The sequence below is a fragment of the Nitratireductor soli genome, from assembly GCF_001050155.1.
GTDB classification, from domain to species: domain Bacteria; phylum Pseudomonadota; class Alphaproteobacteria; order Rhizobiales; family Rhizobiaceae; genus Nitratireductor; species Nitratireductor soli.
The window spans coordinates 60,105-76,634 of record NZ_LFVY01000005.1; the positions used below are offsets into that span (position 1 = coordinate 60,105).

Annotated in this window: 18 protein-coding genes and 2 pseudogenes; 1 reads left to right on the top strand and 19 read right to left on the bottom strand. The window is 64.0% G+C overall.

What is annotated here, in order from left to right:
• Window positions 1-57 precede the first annotated feature (57 nt).
• The 18 genes and pseudogenes from AB843_RS26390 to AB843_RS07555 all read right to left on the bottom strand — a co-directional run.
• Window positions 58-696 (bottom strand): annotated as a pseudogene (locus tag AB843_RS26390) (hypothetical protein); the annotation flags it as partial.
• Between the two features lie 174 nt (window positions 697-870).
• Entirely contained in the window at window positions 871-1,920 is a 1,050-nt protein-coding gene (locus AB843_RS07475; protein ID WP_082143699.1) for a lytic transglycosylase domain-containing protein, read from the bottom strand.
• A 4-nt stretch (window positions 1,921-1,924) separates the two neighbouring features.
• Window positions 1,925-2,260 carry a DUF736 domain-containing protein gene (locus AB843_RS07480; RefSeq protein WP_048646197.1) on the bottom strand — a complete coding sequence of 112 codons (336 nt, stop codon included), beginning with the start codon at window positions 2,258-2,260 and terminating at the stop codon, window positions 1,925-1,927.
• Between the two features lie 44 nt (window positions 2,261-2,304).
• Window positions 2,305-2,850, bottom strand: coding sequence for a S26 family signal peptidase (locus AB843_RS07485; RefSeq protein ID WP_048646198.1), 546 nt, complete (start codon window positions 2,848-2,850; stop codon window positions 2,305-2,307).
• On the bottom strand, window positions 2,847-3,368 hold the full coding sequence (locus tag AB843_RS07490) for a DUF2840 domain-containing protein (RefSeq protein ID WP_048646199.1): 522 nt from the start codon (window positions 3,366-3,368) through the stop codon (window positions 2,847-2,849). The genes AB843_RS07485 and AB843_RS07490 overlap by 4 nt, the downstream gene beginning before the upstream one ends.
• A complete protein-coding gene (locus AB843_RS07495) occupies window positions 3,365-3,619 on the bottom strand; it encodes a hypothetical protein (protein ID WP_048646200.1) in 255 nt (84 codons plus the stop codon). Before AB843_RS07495 ends, AB843_RS07490 begins: the two co-directional genes overlap by 4 nt.
• On the bottom strand, window positions 3,616-4,269 hold the full coding sequence (parA, locus tag AB843_RS07500; RefSeq protein ID WP_048646201.1) for a ParA family partition ATPase: 654 nt from the start codon (window positions 4,267-4,269) through the stop codon (window positions 3,616-3,618). Before parA ends, AB843_RS07495 begins: the two co-directional genes overlap by 4 nt.
• Window positions 4,266-5,345 (bottom strand): replication initiator protein A, encoded by a 1,080-nt coding sequence (locus AB843_RS07505; protein ID WP_048646202.1) that lies wholly within the window; start codon window positions 5,343-5,345, stop codon window positions 4,266-4,268. The genes parA and AB843_RS07505 overlap by 4 nt, the downstream gene beginning before the upstream one ends.
• 1 nt (window position 5,346) lies before the next feature.
• Window positions 5,347-5,616: a helix-turn-helix transcriptional regulator gene (locus AB843_RS07510; RefSeq protein ID WP_048646203.1), complete on the bottom strand. Its 270-nt coding sequence runs from the start codon at window positions 5,614-5,616 to the stop codon at window positions 5,347-5,349.
• Between the two features lie 155 nt (window positions 5,617-5,771).
• Complete coding sequence (locus AB843_RS07515) at window positions 5,772-6,329, bottom strand: DNA -binding domain-containing protein (protein ID WP_082143700.1); 558 nt, start codon at window positions 6,327-6,329, stop codon at window positions 5,772-5,774.
• Window positions 6,310-6,564, bottom strand: a complete 255-nt coding sequence (locus tag AB843_RS26095) for a transcriptional regulator domain-containing protein (RefSeq protein ID WP_082143701.1) — start codon at window positions 6,562-6,564, stop codon at window positions 6,310-6,312. The genes AB843_RS07515 and AB843_RS26095 overlap by 20 nt, the downstream gene beginning before the upstream one ends.
• A 297-nt stretch (window positions 6,565-6,861) precedes the next feature.
• A pseudogene (locus AB843_RS07520) lies at window positions 6,862-7,694 on the bottom strand (DUF932 domain-containing protein).
• Between the two features lie 387 nt (window positions 7,695-8,081).
• Window positions 8,082-8,402, bottom strand: coding sequence for a DUF736 domain-containing protein (locus AB843_RS07525; protein WP_048646204.1), 321 nt, complete (start codon window positions 8,400-8,402; stop codon window positions 8,082-8,084).
• 735 nt (window positions 8,403-9,137) lie between these two features.
• Entirely contained in the window at window positions 9,138-9,428 is a 291-nt protein-coding gene (locus AB843_RS07535) for a putative quinol monooxygenase (protein WP_048646392.1), read from the bottom strand.
• A 41-nt stretch (window positions 9,429-9,469) separates the two neighbouring features.
• Complete coding sequence (locus AB843_RS07540; protein WP_048646206.1) at window positions 9,470-9,892, bottom strand: type II toxin-antitoxin system VapC family toxin; 423 nt, start codon at window positions 9,890-9,892, stop codon at window positions 9,470-9,472.
• Window positions 9,889-10,143, bottom strand: a complete 255-nt coding sequence (locus tag AB843_RS07545; RefSeq protein ID WP_048646207.1) for a FitA-like ribbon-helix-helix domain-containing protein — start codon at window positions 10,141-10,143, stop codon at window positions 9,889-9,891. Before AB843_RS07545 ends, AB843_RS07540 begins: the two co-directional genes overlap by 4 nt.
• Before the next feature lie 96 nt (window positions 10,144-10,239).
• Window positions 10,240-10,656: a hypothetical protein gene (locus AB843_RS07550; RefSeq protein ID WP_048646393.1), complete on the bottom strand. Its 417-nt coding sequence runs from the start codon at window positions 10,654-10,656 to the stop codon at window positions 10,240-10,242.
• Between the two features lie 132 nt (window positions 10,657-10,788).
• Window positions 10,789-12,825, bottom strand: a complete 2,037-nt coding sequence (locus AB843_RS07555; protein ID WP_048646394.1) for a ParB/RepB/Spo0J family partition protein — start codon at window positions 12,823-12,825, stop codon at window positions 10,789-10,791.
• Between the two features lie 560 nt (window positions 12,826-13,385).
• On the opposite strand from AB843_RS07555, the gene AB843_RS07560 reads away from it, so the two are divergent.
• The gene (locus tag AB843_RS07560) at window positions 13,386-15,644 is read left to right on the top strand and encodes an AAA family ATPase (protein WP_048646208.1); all 2,259 of its coding nucleotides are present in this window, start codon (window positions 13,386-13,388) and stop codon (window positions 15,642-15,644) included.
• Between the two features lie 158 nt (window positions 15,645-15,802).
• Here AB843_RS07560 and AB843_RS07565 read toward each other — a convergent pair whose 3' ends face one another.
• Window positions 15,803-16,528 (bottom strand): M48 family metallopeptidase, encoded by a 726-nt coding sequence (locus AB843_RS07565; protein WP_157384454.1) that lies wholly within the window; start codon window positions 16,526-16,528, stop codon window positions 15,803-15,805.
• Window positions 16,529-16,530: the final 2 nt, after the last annotated feature.

Consider the following 16,530-nt stretch of genomic DNA (forward strand, 5'->3'; position numbering starts at 1 on the left):
GCCGGCGAGATAATCGCCATTGATGACGAGATCCTCGCCCAAGGCGTCGCGGCCATTGACGATGACATGGACATGCGGATGACCGGTGTTGTGGTGATTGACCGCGACCCAATCGAGCTTGGTGCCGAGGTCGCCCTCGACCTGCGCCATCAACTCGCGCGTATAGCCGGTGAGGTCCGAAAGATCGGCGGCGTCTTCGGGCGAGACGATGAAGCGGAACTGGTGGCGATCGTCCTTGCCGCGATTGAGGAAGGCATCGCCATTGGCGCGATCCTCACCTGCTGAATAGAGCCGGCCGCGCTCGCCATCGCGGGCAGTGCCGTCCCGCTGAATATAGCGCAGATGCGCGGTGGCCTTACCGCTGCGACCGGCGGCGCGAACCGACCGCGATTTGACGATGACGCGGCGGCTGCCGGGCTGGCGATGGCTCCAGCCGTTCGACAGATTGCGGGCGCGCATGAAGGCCGCGCCGCGGCCGCGCTGGACGCCCCGGCCGGAGGCGACGACGCTCTTGCCCTTGGCCGCGCGACCGGAGCCGCCCCCCTTCGCCGACCGGCTTCGGCCGGAAGCGGCCTGCTGCTGGCGCGTGACCTTGCGGACCTTGCTGAGGAAGCTCTTTGCCTGGCCCGCCTTCGGCGTGTCGGAGCGCACACGGCCGGGCTTCGGGCGGAAACGGTTGTCGTCGTCGCTGCTCATGGCCGCCGATCCACCCGAAACCGCCGCTTTGGGCGCAGAGTGCCGCGAGAACCGCGGTAAATGCTGACTTTGCCGCGCCTCGCGGCACCATGAAGGCGCGGCGACGGTGCCGCCCCAAACAGTGTGCAGACAAGGGCTTTGCCCCCGGATCGGACCCACAGGGTGCCGTCCGCTTTAATCTTGCCCTCCCGCCTGCCTTCCCGTTCTGCCCCTCCAGCCTTGGGATGAGATTGCCGCCAGCCCCATCCCCTGCACACTGCAACCCGCCGCGCGATGCCGCCGACCATGATACTCATGGCCGTGGTCCCGTGTTCGCCCGCGCGACACGAACAGGCCATCGGACTGCGGCTCTATGGCGGAAACATCGCGCACCGTGACCGCCGCTGGCACGTCATTCGATGGACGATCGGCCTGTACCGGATCGGCAACGGGCGCACGATCCGGCTGCGCGATGAACAACGGCGCGCGGGTCCATGCCTGCGGATCGGCAGCCGCGACTATGACGGGCGTAACGATCGCGTTGCCGTCGATGACCGGCGCGATGGCGGCGACATAGGCGCGGGTCTCAGCGGGTAGCGGCCGCCCCGAAAGCGACGCCTCATAGCGTCCGGGACCGGCGTTATAGGCAGCGAGCATGGCGGTGACGCTGCCGTAGCGGTCGTGCAGTTCGCGCAGATAGGCGGTGCCGGCAAGGATGTTGTCGCGCGGATCGTAAACGTCGCCGCCGAGCCGATGCCGGATGCGCAACTCCGCCCATGTGGCGGGCATAATCTGCATCAGCCCCATCGCGCCGGCCGAGGAGATGGCGCGTGGATCGCCCGCGCTTTCGGCCCGCAGCACCGCTCTGATCCATGCCGCCGGGACGCCGAAGCGCTGCGAGGCTTCCGCGATATGGGGAGCAAAAGGATCAGCGGATGCGGCGCGCTCCGCCGGTTGGGGCTGCGCCACGGCTGCAATGGGCAAGGTGGAAGCGAACAGCAACGCTACTATCAGGACCGCGTATCGGACATGCGCGCCTTCTCCGCTGTGACGCCAGCCTGCCAGCGTGCTCGCTGCGGTCAAGGGCGCGCGCGAAGCGCCGGCCAATGGCCGCCCTTGACCTTCGCTGCGCGCGCCGACCGACCTGCGTTCGAGCGGGACGAAGGGATGAGACGGCTTCCCCGCAAACAAAGGGATGATGGATCGGAACGGGATCGCGCGCGCGAACAGGCTGACAGTCGGCATGATGTCAGTCCCTCCCGTCGCGCTTTTGCGGGCGGCTCCAATGCAGCGACCATGCGTTGCCGGCGTCGTCGTCGCGGAACAGGTTGGCGCGGATCGGCTGCGGTAGAGCGGGATCGTCGATCAGCAACGCGATGTATTCGCCCGCACGCTCGCCGGTGCGTTTCCAGCCTGCGCCGATCTCCGGGCCGTCGTCATTGCCGTGATGGATGCGGTAGTCCGGGACGTTCTCAGCGTCGGATGGCTCGGCCGAAACAACGGTGACTTCGCGGTAGATGGTGAAGGTATGGATGCGGCCGGTGAAGCCGGATTGCTCGCGCGTGAATGTGCCGATCTGTGGCATGGAAACCTCCTTGGGATTGCGATGGCGGGGAAAGAGCGCGGCGGTCAGCGTGTCGCCGCACGCCAGACGAAACGGCCTTCGCCGTCCTCGTCGGTGTAGAGCGGCGTCGCTTTGCCGATGACGGTGCGCGCCGGAATCGGGCCGAAATAGCGACCGTCCAGGCTGTCGCGCACATCGGGATTCATCAGGAAGATGTCGCCATCCGCGATGCGCCGGCAGCCCTGCCATATGGGCAGTTCGCGGCCGTGCCGGTCATGGTCGAGCGCGTCGCCGAGCGGCACGGCGTCGACGGTCACGGCGTTGCCGGTACGGCAAACCCGTTGACCGGAAAGCCCCATGACGCGCTTCATCAGCGGCACGTCGCGGCCGATATAGCCGCGCTCCACCATGAAATCGGCAAGCGGCTTGTCCGGCATGACGGCGACCAGATCGCCAACAGCCAGGTCGCTTGGGCGTTCGAGGTCGTAGAGACCGATCGGCACGCTGGCCGAGGCGTTCCAGACAAGGCGCAGCGGCGTCGGAATAAACGCGGCGATGGCGACGCCCATCGTCGCGAAATACGTCACCATGACGTAGCCGAAGCGGGTCATTGCCCGATCTCCCGCCGCTTGAGCCACGCCTGATGGCGATCCACCGTGTAGGGGCGCGGCGTATGGCCGGCGCCGATCCGGTTGCCGACATGCCGCCAGTGGTCGGGTGCAACCTCGCAAGCATCGATCCCGACGGCCTCCACCGCGTCGATATGGTGGAGCACCTGTTCGACCTTGGGCCAGCCTTCGATCTTCAGAAGGATGTCACCGCCGGGGCGCACGAAAGGCAGCGTCTGATAGGCTTCACCCGGCTCGACGGCGCGCACGATGTCGATGCGCGAGATGATGGTGCCGAAGTCGTTTGCCGCCCAGCGGACGAAGGCGAAGACGCTGCCGGGACGATAGGAGAAGACGCGGCGGCGGCGGTCGAGCACCTGTTCGTGCGCCTCTCGGCCGAACCTGATCCAGTTCTCGATCCGCTTCTCGATATGCGTCAGCTCGACATGGGTAAGGCTGTCGGATGGCAGCGCGGACGGCATGGAGCCGCCGCGCGCGCGGGGCACCGCTGCGCTCGTCATGATGGGTCTCCTTCGGTGGTTGGGGGAAATTCGCGCGCGAGCAGATCGCGCAGCATGTCGGCGACGGTGACGCCGCGCCGGAACGCGGCGATCTTGATCCGGCCGCGCAGGTCCGGCGTCACGTCGATGGTCAGCCGCGCGGTGAAGCCGTTGGCATCGCTGTTATGCGGGGGAGCATCGGACGCCTTGATCCAATGCTCGGGATCGCCGGGTCGTGATGCGAAGCCGCGGCGGGACGGTCGCTCGCTCATGGCGACGCCCTCCCGATGCCGAGGGCGCCGATCGCCGCTGCCAGCGCCGCGATCTCGCGCGCGGCGGGCGTGTCATCGTCCAGTTCGGACACCAACCGTCCCGACTGTGCGGCGGCGGCAAAGGCGATGCGCTGACCTATGGTGGCGGCAAGCACCGGCGGATCATGCTCGGCCAGTGTCTTGGCCGTCTCGCGGGCGAGCACGGTGCGCGCACCACAGCGATTGAGCACGAAACGGGCGACCAGTTCGGGCCGGTAGATGCGCGCCTCAGTGATGAGCGCCAGCATTTCCGCCGAAGCCCAGCCATCGAACGGCGACGGCTGCACCGGGATCAGCACCAGGTCGGCGGCAAGTAACGCCGAGCGCATCAGGGCAGCGACACGCGGCGGACCGTCGATCACGACATGATCGGCGTTGCGCGCCAGCTCCGGCGCTTCCCGGTGCAGCGTGTCGCGGGCCAGGCCGACGACGCCGAATGTGCGGCCCAGACCCTCGCGGGCGCGCTGTTGCGACCAGTCCAGCGCCGATCCCTGCGGGTCCGCGTCGATCAGCGTGACGCGCTTGCCTTGTCGCGCCCATTCTCCGGCGAGGTTCAGCGCGAGCGTGGTCTTGCCGACGCCGCCCTTCTGGTTGAGGAGCGCGACGATCATGGCGCACCTCGCCGGGTGGCACCGGCACCGTGCCTCGCAGGCGCGCGCGTCAAAGAAGAAGAGCTAGATTCTTTGTTAGACTCTAAGTTAGCAGTCGGATTCCGCGTTTCAGACCAGAGACTTAACTGTGGTTCGTGCGCCCGAAATCCCGATAGTCCTGCGCCCGAAGTCCCGATACCGTTTGCGCCCGAAGTCACGAGTGTTTCCACAGCGCTGTCCACAGGCACTGTGGACAGACCGTAGGGGCGGATTTGCATCATCTCGCGCCGCCCTTCGCGCCAGATGTCGAGGCGATAACCGGGCAGCGGCTGACGGGCGGCGATGCGACGCAGGTCGAGCGCGAAATCGGAGATGCGCGCGAGGCTGCCCGACTTCTCGTGCAGATGGACGACCTCGAACAGCCAGCCATGCTGCTGGCGGCCGGCGTGCTTGCGGGCGACGCGATAGAGCCAGCGTTCGATGCCGCCGGTCAGCCGGAAATAGAGCGGGTCGATGGTCAGGACCAGCGAGTGGTCGATGACGCCGCGATAGAACCAGTCGGGCAGGACGAACTCCATGCCCTCGACGCGGCCGTCGCGGGTGGTCAGTTCTTCCCATTCGTTGATCCAGGAGAATTGATGTCGCCGCCAATGCTCGCCGTGACGGATGGTGGTGCGGATGACGGTCGATTGCAGGCGGGCGAGCGCGCCCTTCAGCAGGCGGTATTCGCGCGCGCCGGTGGCGCGGCCGATCGCCTGCAAAAGCTGATAGGGCGTGAAGCGCAGGAAGCGCGACGTGCGCAGGCCGTGGTTCTCGGCCTCGACGATCTGGCTGGCGGCCCAGATGAGCACGTCCGCATCCCAGATGGTGGCCATGCCGTGGTCGGGCATCCCGAAGACTTCGACACGCTGGCCGCCGGCCTCGTAGAGGATCGGAGCGACCCGCTTGGCCTTGGCGAGCGAGAAGAACGGCCGCTCCATGAGGTCGCGCTGATCGCGTGGGGATGCGTCGCCCGTGGCGACGACGAACGGATCGAGCCGTTCGCGCTCGCTGCCTCGTGCGAAGCGTCCTCTGCCGGATGAAACATCACCCGGCATCTCAGCGTGACGCCTTTTCGGCGGGTGTCAGCGGACGGGCCGGGAAAACGCGCGTGGCGGTCTTCTCGGACGCGGACTTGCGGATGCCGTCCTCGGTCCACGCCTGAAGGTCATCGACGGAGTAGACGATCCGCCCGCCGATCTTGCGGTAGGTCGGGCCGGTGCCGTAGGTGCGGTGCTTTTCCAGCGTACGGATGGAAATGCCGAGGAAGCGGGCCGCATCGGGCGCGCGCAGGTATCGGGGCGGCAGCCCCGTCTTCGGATCTATCATGATCGGATCTCCGGTCGGGTTCGAGCGGGCTACCGGTGGCGGCAGCGGGCTGTGGCGAACCGTGGCGGAGAAATGGCGGCTTGCAGCGTGCCGGATTTATGGGGGTGCGATTCCGGCACCCCTACTGGTTGCCGCGTCTTCGGCCGGCGCGGTGATCAGCGCCAGTATGCGGAATGGATGGGATAGCGAAGCAAGTCGCGGTAGCCGCCCCGCATGTAGCGCAAGCCGTCGGCGACCAGGCGGCGCGTCTGGTTCTTGCGCGAATCTGCTTCCCAGTCGGCTTTGGTGCCAGCGAAGCCAAGGAGCGTTTCGGCGATCTGGCGATAACTTGCGCCTTCAAGATGGCCGTCGAGCGCGCGCAGGACCAGAATGAACCGATCGCGCGTCTGCTGTGGCAGGACGCGCGGTCCCTCGCCGATGGGCCGGCCAGACAGGGCGCGCCAGAAGCGCAAAAGCGCCTCGGCGCGAAGTTCCAACAGGGCGTCAAGGGGCAGAACAACGCAATAGGTCGCTCGATCGTCTGGTGGCGTTTCGGCGAGCCAGAACTGATGGCCCAAGTCAGTCGATTGCCAAAGGCCATGCCATCCTCCGTCAAGGTCCGGACGCGCGTCGAGGCCGGACAGGCCCGGCAGATCGATCGGAATGGCGGCGGGATCATCGCCGACTTTGGTGGTACGCCGAAGCTCGATGGCCTCAGGCAGCAGCGCGGGCATCCAGAACAACGGGACGTGGCCCGCTGGCTGGTGCGGATCGGCCGGGAAATCGTAACCCCCAGCGCTCGGAGAAACTTCTCCGGGCAGCGGCTTGATGCTGAGGAAGAGCTTTCATGCGATGAAAGTCACGATGATAGTCGTCATCGCGGCGGAGAAACTCCCAGGCAAAGCCGGCGGTGGAGATGCTTTTCGCATGTCCGTAAGCGGCCGGCGCGCGCCAATCAGAACTCGGCATGGCGTCACCTCTAATCTTGCGCCGCCTCGCGGCACTAGAAAGAAGAATGGTGAACAACCTCAGATGTATTTTGCAGATATTGTTTAGAGATACGTTGATCGTTCAACGCGATCAATATTGGTTAATGTTTTACTATCAGAATGGACGTTCTCTGGCGAGCCGGGCGTGCCCGCCGAGCCGCTTTTTGCGCAGCAAGCCCGCCGATCCGCAAAAGCGGATCGGCGGGAAATCGGAAATCCGATGTTGCATAAAGGCAGAAGGCCGTAGAATCGGAGTGGCGGTTCTACGGCTTTGCGATCAGGCGGTTTTCAGGCGCTGCATTCCCTCGGCCAGCGTCCACAGGGGCCGACATTGTGGTCGATGCCGTTAATGGCGCGGGTCTGGCTGCGGCGGATGCGTCCATCCGAAGTCTGGCGGCGTCCGCTGAGTCCGCCCCGGATGAGGTTTTCCTGAATGACGTTGAAGGTCTGCCACAGACTTTGCCCGACATCCTCGCGGCGGCGCGGAGCGATGATCTGGTCCGGGCGAACGGGGCTTTCATCCTCGCCATAGCGGGCAACGAGGCTCGCTTCCGCCAACACCTGCTGTTCGGCCTGCGACAACCGGGTTTCCTTCATGCTCTCCGTGGCGTCGATCAAGCGCGGGAAATCCTCCGCGACAGTATAGACACCTTCGATAATCTGATCCTGTATCCCGCCCTTGTGGGGAACGCGGACTTCCTCGAACCGCTCGCCCGCGATCATGCTGTTGGTGCAGACGAAACGCAGCACGCCCGCGAACATCTGATAGGCCGACGTGCCGTCATGTGAATTGACGATGATGACTTCCGCCGCCTCCGGCTTGCCGATGCCATCGTCCCGGCGCAGGCGCAGCATGTGCTTGGCGTGGCCCATGCGCTCGCCGTCACGCGGAACCGCCTGCACGGCGAAGAACGGGAACCATCCTTCCCGGCGTAGTCCCTCCACGATCTCAATGGTGGGGACATAGACATAACGCTCCGAACGGCTGTCATGGGCTTCGCGGGCAAAGATGGACGGGACGTGTCGATAGAGGGTTTCGTTGTCGAGGGCTTCGCGCCCGCTGATTTGGTGGGAGTTGCGGCCGAACCGGGTGGCGAGGCTGTAGGTCATGATCTTGATCCTCATTGGCTTGGGTTGGAGCGCAGCGCTGCGCTGCAACCCTGGCCGTCGCCGAGACCGGGGGGTGCAAGGAGCAAGGGCGGCCGGGCCGGAGGGGGATCACCCGGCCTGCACGGAACGGAGGAACGACGTGGAGGAAGGCCGGGGATACCGGCCCGGACGAGCGTCAGCGATCCCTTGCGCCGCGCCAGGGGGCAGCGCCCCCAAGCCAACCGCCCGGCGTGAGCGCCAGCGGGAGACGGGCACAAAGCTGGATCAGGATGTGCAAAGCCGCCGAGACTGAAAGCCGCATATCCTGATTGCCGTATTCCCTTCAGGACGGCGGATAAGCATGAAGAAGCCCCGCGCGCGGCGGGGCTTCGTCGGCGATATCCGTTCTCAATCACCGTTGCGGCGGGACCAGATCAGATTGTGGCTTTCGCCGCTCTCGTCCTCGACCAGGCTGGCGTAGATCGGGGCCGGAAAGCTCGGATCGTCCAGCTTGACCGAGAGATATTCGCGGCCCGTCTCGCGGGCGGTTTTCTTCCAGGCTGCACCGAACTCGACGGATGGGCCGGCGATGATGCGGTAATCGGGGCCGCGTTCGCTTTCGCCTTCGGTGGGGACGAGCTTGGCCTTGACGTTGAGGGTCAGGGTTTTGACCGTACCGGTGAAGCCCGCGCCATTGTCGTTCTTGGTAAAGGTGCCGATGGTCGCCATTGTCGTTACTCCGTTCCACGGGCCGCGCCTATCGCGACCTCGATGGTGGTCGTGCGACCGGAGACGATCGGCCCGCACCCTTCAGGGCTGGAACGCAGTGGAAGGCGGCCGGCGACGGCTTTTCTGGCTCGCGGTGCAAAGCGCGCTCGCGCGCGGCGGAAAAAAGCTGGCGACGGACGTTGCGGGAAATCGATCGAGGCGAAGCCGGTTTCGGTCAGACCCATGCCATTCGAGGGCGCCGTGGGCGCGGCCCTGCAGAAGGAGACGTGACCTTGGCGATGAGGTCCGTTGTCCGACGCGATGCGCGCCATGAACCGGCAGATCGAGATCCGGCCTTCAGGCGTCGGATGGCCTGGCCACGCTTTGGCGGGAACGTTCAGACTGCCGCGGCATCCTCCGTTCACGCGATACGGTGTGCTGAATGCTCACCGCCGGGCTGGTGTTGCAGTTCATTCGGTCGGGCTAGGCGACCCGAGCGCGCCCATCCTGATTTCAGCTTCGTGATCGGAGGACGCGGGAAAGATTCGCGGCAAATCCGCCGCAACGGCGATTGAAAACGGATATCGCCGAAGCAGCCCCCTCCCGTGCGAGGCTTTGTGTAGTCCGCCGATTTTCGCGTTAGCGATCGAAGCCGAATGGCGGAAACGCGCCATCGGCGTGGTTCCGGCGCAGCCGAGAGCGCGGCCCGAAGGGCAACGCCCAAACCTGTTCGGAAGAAACGCCTCTCCGATCGAGTCAGGCCGGAAACGCATCCATGAGGATGAACGTCGCTTTCTGCCGCTGGTGAGCATTGATGAGCGGGACCAGCCGCGTGAAATGCTCGGTCCTGCAATGGGCGTCCAGCGCCGCCCGATCTGGCCATTCCTCGATGAAGATGAAATGTCCGGGGTCTTTCTGGTTGATGAAGAGGTCGTAGGAGATGCAGAGGTCTTCCTGCCGGGTCTTCTCGACCAGCTCGCGGTAAAGCGGCAGCACGATCTCAACCGCTCCCGATTTGATGAAATCCTCGGCAATGACCTTGAGCATAAGGCAACTCTCCATTTTGCAATCGGGCGCTGCTTCGATGCTCAGCGTCCGGTCGTCCATGGGTCGATGATCGGGACACCTGCTGCCTTGAAGGCGCTGGCGTCACGCGTAGCGACCGCGAAACCGTGAGCGGTCGCGATGGCTGCGATGTAACCGTCCGGCGTCGGAAAGCCCTTGCCAGCGTTACGCGCCGCAACGGCGAGGTCGGCATAGCGGCGGGCGGCATCCGTATCGAAGGGAAGGATTCTGCCGTCGAACAGGCCGAGAAGCCCGTCCAGGGTTGCCGCGAGCTTCTGCTTGCGCCGTCCGTCCGGCAGCGCGCCGATGCCGAACAGGAGTTCCGCAACGGTGACGCTGGAGAGATAGAGGGTTTCGGCGGCCTGCTCGTCCAGCCAATCGCGCACGGCGGGAGCCGGTTCCGGCTTCATCGCCTCGGAGACGACATTCGTGTCGAGGACGATCATTCAAAGCTCATGGGGACGGCGGGCGTCCGATCGCGGGCCTGTTCCAGCGCCTCGAAATCGGCATTGGTCAGCCCTGCATCCCGGCTCAACGCCGCCATGGCGGAACCGATGCGCAGGCGGTTGGCGGGACGAACCGCGTCTTCCAGAATATCCCGGATTTCGGCCTCGGTGCTGCGGCCATGATGGGCCGCACGCACCTTAAGGGCGCGGTGCGCCTCGTCGGACAGGTTGCGAATGGTGACGGCGGGCATCTGATGGCGTCTCCGGCTAGGTGATAGCGACGACATCAATATATTGAAACTGATATCATCAATCAAGATGCGACAGCCTCAAGAGGCGCAATTCCGCTATCTGCTAGGCGGGCTGATGTCTGCCGCCAATCGTATCAATGCCGACAGGCCGACGAAGCCGCCTCCGACAATCGAGAAGACTTGCCGCCAGACTTCGGACGGCACGGCTTGCGTGGCGATGCCATGAACCAGCGCATAGCCCGCGATAGCAGCGGGCGCGGCGACGACAAGCGCCACGGCAAGGCGCAGAAGCGGCGTACGCACCACCATGAACAGGGCGATCAGCAGGCCATAGGCGGTGGCACCCGCCACCAGCCCGACCACACCCGCACCGATCAGGCCGGAGCCGGAGGTGTAGGCCCATCGCGCCGCCTCCACGGCGATCATGAAAGGCAGCGCATAGACGGCGAGCGTATAGGCCAGAACGCACAGGCCGGCGACCAGTGCAACGGCCGTCAACATGAGCACGAACATCGCGAGTTCCTCCTGAACCGATGAGGTCACGGTCATCGGCGGGTCGCGCGGGGTCGATCCCCGCGCGACCGCGATTTTTTGGGGGTGGGAAACAGAAGGGCCGGGACCGCTTGCACGATCCCGGCCCGGTTCTCATTCGGCGGCTTGGAGGTAGGCGTCCACGTCCGGCTCGGCATCGAGCCATGCTGGTCGCGTGGTGCGCAGCACGGTCGGGAGCCAGCCGGTTCCGGCCAGAAGCTGTTCGGCGGCTTGCGCCATCTCCGTCTTCTTCAAGCCCGCGATCCGCTCGGCGGCTTCATCGCTGACGGCTTCCCGCACGGCGGCGAGGATATGTGCCTTAGTCACACGCCCGAGATAGGTCTGCCCGGTCGGGGTCCAGTGCGCCGTCATATCCAGCGTCGTCGCCGTCGCCAGCTTCTCCGCTGTTGCACGGGCATTCGGCTTCTGCTCCCACGGCAACCTGACCGCGTTGACGGTCATCGCGGCGCAATGAGCGAGCAAGGCCATGAGACTGGCATTGTCCAGACCGGCGACGAAGGCCCACAGGTCCGCCACGTCGCGGGGCATATCCGACGCCCATCCGGCGTGACGATCCGCCAGCGCCTTCGCGGCGGGCGTGTCCTCGATCCCGTCCGCGTGGGAGGCGAGATAGGCGCTGGTCAACCGGATTTCGAGGCAGGAAGCTTCCCCGCCCCGATAGAAGGTCTGTGCCGCCAAGGCGTGAACCACGGCGACAAGCGCCATGTCCGGCTGCTCGCCAAGAGCGAGGCGCAGACCAAGGGTGCGATGGGCGGTCAGGTCGCGAATGAGAAGGTCCGACAGCGGCTTGCCCGCATCCCCGGCGTCCTCGTCTTCCGTGTGCGGTTCGGCTTCCTCGTCCTCGCCGCTTTCCTCATCCCCGATGATTTCTCCATCCTCGGTGACGGTCATGCCGTCCACGATGCCGGTTTCGTCCTCCGGTTCCGGAGCCTCATCTTCGGCGCGAACGAAGCCGCGCTCGATCCGGGCCGTGCCGTCATGATTGAGGATGACGAACACGCCGCCGCGCGCGATCTCGTCAGCGTCATAGGCATGACGCTTGGCGTCGATCCGCTCGATCTCCGCTTCCAACTCCCCGAACCGCTGGTCGGCCTCGTCCGGCAATTCGTCATAGCCGTCATATTCGGCGGTCAGACGGTCGTATTCCTCCTGTGATGCGGCATAGGCAGCGGCATCTTCCTGCGACAGGTCCACCGGATGCGGATAGGTGCGGCGCATTCCGTGCGCATGAGGGAAGTCGATGTGAACGGCAGTCCACTTCCACCCCTCTGCCGTCTGCACCTCGGCGGCAACGCCTTCCAGCTTGTAGATGACAAGCCGGTCGAGCAGCGCGGCATCCTCGAAATAGCCGCCCCGATCATCGGTGAAGAGGTCGCGGATGATGGTGCCGCCAGCCTCGGCGTAACTGTCCGCTCCGACGAAGAGCGCGCGCCGGTCGGTCGCCGCGACATTCATCTTGGTCAGATCGCGCCGGATGGTGGACGGCTCGCGGTTCCATGCCAGGTTCTCATAAACCTGCTCCTGCCGGTCATGGTCCTCGGTAATGGCGAAGGCCATCAACTGATCCAGCGACAAGCCGCCATCCCGATAGACCTGCATCAGCTTCGGGCTGACCGCGCCAAGGCGAAGCCGCTGCTTCACGACATGGGCCGAAACCCCGAACCGGGCAGCGATTTCTTCCGCGCCCCATCCCATGCGCTCGGAAAGCTCCCGGAATCGTTCGAACTGATCAGCGGGCGACATGCTTTCACGGGTCACGTTCTCATCAAGGCTGATTTCCGCCGCGTCGTTCTCGGTATCCAGAACGCAGCGGATGGCTTCCGTCTTCTTGATCTGCTTGCGCTTCACGCGCAGCAACTGCGCCAGCCTGCGGCCCTCGCCGATGGTCACGAAATAGCTTCCGGTGGACTCGCCTTCCGCGTTCGTCTCTGGCTCCACCACCAGATTTTGCAGCATCCCCTTGGCGGCGATGCTGGCCGCCAGCGCATCGATATGGGCTTCGCTGTGCGGGGTCTTGCGGGCATTCTTGGGTGATTTCTTCAACTTGTTCAGCGGCACGAACAGCACCGCGCCGTTTTCGATGGCGGGGGCTTCGGAAACCGTGGCGGTGGTTTCGACAGTATTGGTCATGGTCTTGATCCTCATTGGCTTGGGTTGGAGCGCAGCGCTGCGCTGCAACCCTGGCCGTCGCCGAGACCGGGGGGTGCAAGGAGCAAGGGCGGCCGGGCCGGAGGGGGATCACCCGGCCTGCACGGAACGGAGGAACGACGTGGAGGAAGGCCGGGGATACCGGCCCGGACGAGCGTCAGCGATCCCTTGCGCCGCGCCAGGGGGCAGCGCCCCCAAGCCAACCGCCCGGCGTTAGCGCCAGCGGGAGCCGGGCACAAAGCTGGATCAGGATGTGCAAAGCCGCCGAACTTGAGAGACGTGTATCCTGATTACTACTTCTCAGGAGGCGTTGCGGGACTCCCCGCAGAAGGGGACGGACAAGACCGTGGCTCGGCCGCTATCGCCGCAATGCGCGTTGTATATGCTTAGTCATCAGAGACTTATGCCCATCTCGTCGTGCTAATCCTTGCCGGGCGCTGCCTGGCACCGATCTGGCGCACAACTACACTATCCTTTACTCTGGCCCTTAATATCAGAACGGGGCGAATCGAACCCGGATTGAGGATCGAGGGGGCAGATTCGTGTTTTTGAAGAAAATTACGACAATCAAGAATGTCGGTCGGTTCAAGGCGGCACGCATCAGTGGAGGTGAATACGGCCGCTTTACGCTGATCTACGGAGGTAACGGACGCGGCAAGACGACCCTGTGCGCGATCCTTCGCTCGCTCCAACGCAATGAGCCCAAGCTCATCCAGCGTCGAAAGACGTTCTTGGCCGCCGCGGAGCCCGAGGTCGGGCTGCTTCTCGACAGTGGCCCGGCTCGCTTTTCAGGCGGTGCGTGGACAGCCGCGCAGCCCGATATCCACATTTTCGATCAGCAGTTCGTCACCGACAATGTTCACGGAGGCGATCAGATCGACGTCGAGCATCGTCGCAATTTCTATCGCATCGTCGTCGGTCCTACAGGCGTTGCCTTGGCCGAGGAGGTGGATCAGCTCGACGCCGACGCGACTACAAAACAGTCGGAGATCACATCCGAAAAGAAGGTTCTGGAGCAGCATGTCCCCGCCGGCATGAAGCTGGAAGCGTTCCTGAAGCTCGCGGCGGATGCCGACATCGACGACAAGATCGACAAGGCCGCGAAAGCGCTCAAGGCGGTCAACGATGGAGCAACAATCGCGGCGCGCAAATTGTTGGGCGTGCAGTCGCTGCCTGCCTTGCCGCACGGGTTTCTCGACCTGCTGGCCAAAGGCGTCGACGGGATCGCCGCCGACGCGTCCGCGCGGGTTCAGCGGCAGCTCGCGCATCATGATTTCCGCGATGGCGGCGAGGAGTGGTTGTCGCAAGGCCTGCCTCACGTCGTCGACGATCGTTGTCCCTTCTGCGCGACTCCGCTCGGCGGTAACAGTCTGATCGACGCCTATCGCGGCTATTTCAGCGAGGCCTACGCCGCACATAAGGCGGCCATCGCCGATATGAGCACCATGCTTAACCAGGCGCTGTCATCGACGGCCGCGCTCAGAGTCGAGCAGAGCTTTGCGCAAGTCTCGACCGATGCCGAGTTTTGGAAGGCCTATTGCGATCACGGCTACAAGCCATCGGGTGCCGCCGATCGCATCAGCGGTGAGGTCGAGGCCGTGTTCGATGCGGCCAAGGCGATGCTAGTGGCGAAGGCCGCCGCCCCGCTGGAGCCGGTGGAATCATCCACCGCCTTCATCGAGGCGCAAGCTACCTGGTCGGCGACAAGCGTTGAACTGGAGGCCGACGTGGCGACGTTCGCTGAGGCCAACCGCCACATCCAGGCAGTGAAGGATGCCAATGCCGTCGCTAACAAGGCCAGCGCCGAAGCGACGCTCGCTACCCTTCAAGCGGTGAAGAAGCGGCACTCCGCGCCGGTGCTCGGTTTGGCCTCCAATTACGCCACGCTGCTTAGTGACAAGAAGGCGCTCGTCGAAGCGAAAGATGCGAAGAAGGCCGCACTCGACACCTATGACGAGACGATTCTTGGCGCCTACGAGGCCGACATCAATCGGTTTTTGGCATCATTCGGCGCCAGCTTCCGCGTTGCACAATGCAGCAAGAATTACGTCGGCAAGGTGCCGCAGTCGACCTATTGCCTGCGCTTTGACACCAGCGATATTGATGTGACGAAGGCCAATGCCGAAGATCCCAGCTTCGACACTACGATGAGCGCCGGCGACAAGAACACCTTCGCGCTCGCCTTCTTCCTGTCCCAGCTCAAGCGTGATCCTGACATCGCGAATAAGATCGTCGTGTTCGATGATCCCTTCACCAGCCTCGACGACTTCCGCAGAGCGATGACCGCGAAGGAAATCGTGCGAACGGGCGAGCCAAGCAAGGCGGCGCAAGTCATCCTGCTCAGCCATGACAAGTTCTTCCTCGACGCAGTGCGCGGCATGATTCACGGCGCAACGTGCACGCCGCTTCAGATCTCGGCGAGCGCGGGCGGCTCGTCGGTCGAACCGTGGGACATCGAGCGTGAGGTTAAGGAAGGCTATCTGCATGACCACATGCGGCTGCAGGACTTCGCTGAGGGGCGCAGCGGCGATGCGCGCGATATGCGGATGACGATGCGGCCGTTGCTCGAAAAATATATCCGCTATCGCTTCCCGAACCAGATTCTCGAAGGGAAATGGTTGGGCGATATGCTGGCGTTCATTCGGGACGACACGGCCCATCCGTTGACGCCACAATATAACGAGCTAGACGACATCAACGGCTATACCGCGCCGTTCCATCATGATCCCAACACACCGTTCGTCGAAGACGAAGTGCGGACCTATGCCCAGCGGACGATCGCGATCGTGGGTGGCTGTTAAACGGCGAACATCGCAGAATCTGCCTGTGAGGTGATGTATCGCCATGGGTGAGCATGAAGGCATCATCGACGTGTGGAGCGTTGAGACGTTCGACGACGAATTGCGCGGCGACCTCGAACCATCGATTCTACGCTATAACCCGATCCCTTGAGAAGTGGTCATCGTAAGGCCCCTTCCAACTGAGCTTTCCGTTTTTCCCAATCCGGCATGACTGTTTTCAGCAGAGAGCGCCATCCATCACCATGATCGGGGAAGAAAGCGTGGGCCAATTCATGGCAGATTACATAATCAATTAATCTTGGACTGGCTCGCACTAGATCAACATTGAGCACCACGCGCCCGCTAGGGGTGAAGCTTCCCCATCTCTTCGACATAGCCCGGATGACAAGAGAAGGTCGTTTCAGACCCTTGCGAACAAACGGCTCTGCCACAACCTCGAACCGTTGCCGAAATACCTCTCGAGCCTTCAGCGTATAGAATGCCTGAAGGAGTCGCCTGCAATGGGGTTGATCGTCGGTCGAACGGGCGCTTATCACTAGGCGCCCGCCCTCAAGTCGAACGTGCGGGTCGTTGGATTGCTCGATCGACAGCCGGTATTGTCGGCCGAGCAAAAGATGCGTCTCGCCGGAAATGAACCTGCGTTTCGGTGTGACCTCCGGCCTTTGAGCAATCGTGTCGATCTGCGCGAAGATCCAGGCGCCCTTGCGGTGCACTCTGCCCCGAATTTCTTCGATTTCCTCCCCAACCGGCGCAGAAATGGCGACTTCGCCCGTTGGTCGAACATCGATCCGGAGAGCACGCCTATTCGTGCGAAGGAGTTCAGCGATGACCCGACGCTCGCCCCAACATATTTCGATCTGCTCTCTAACGGGACGATCGGCCATGA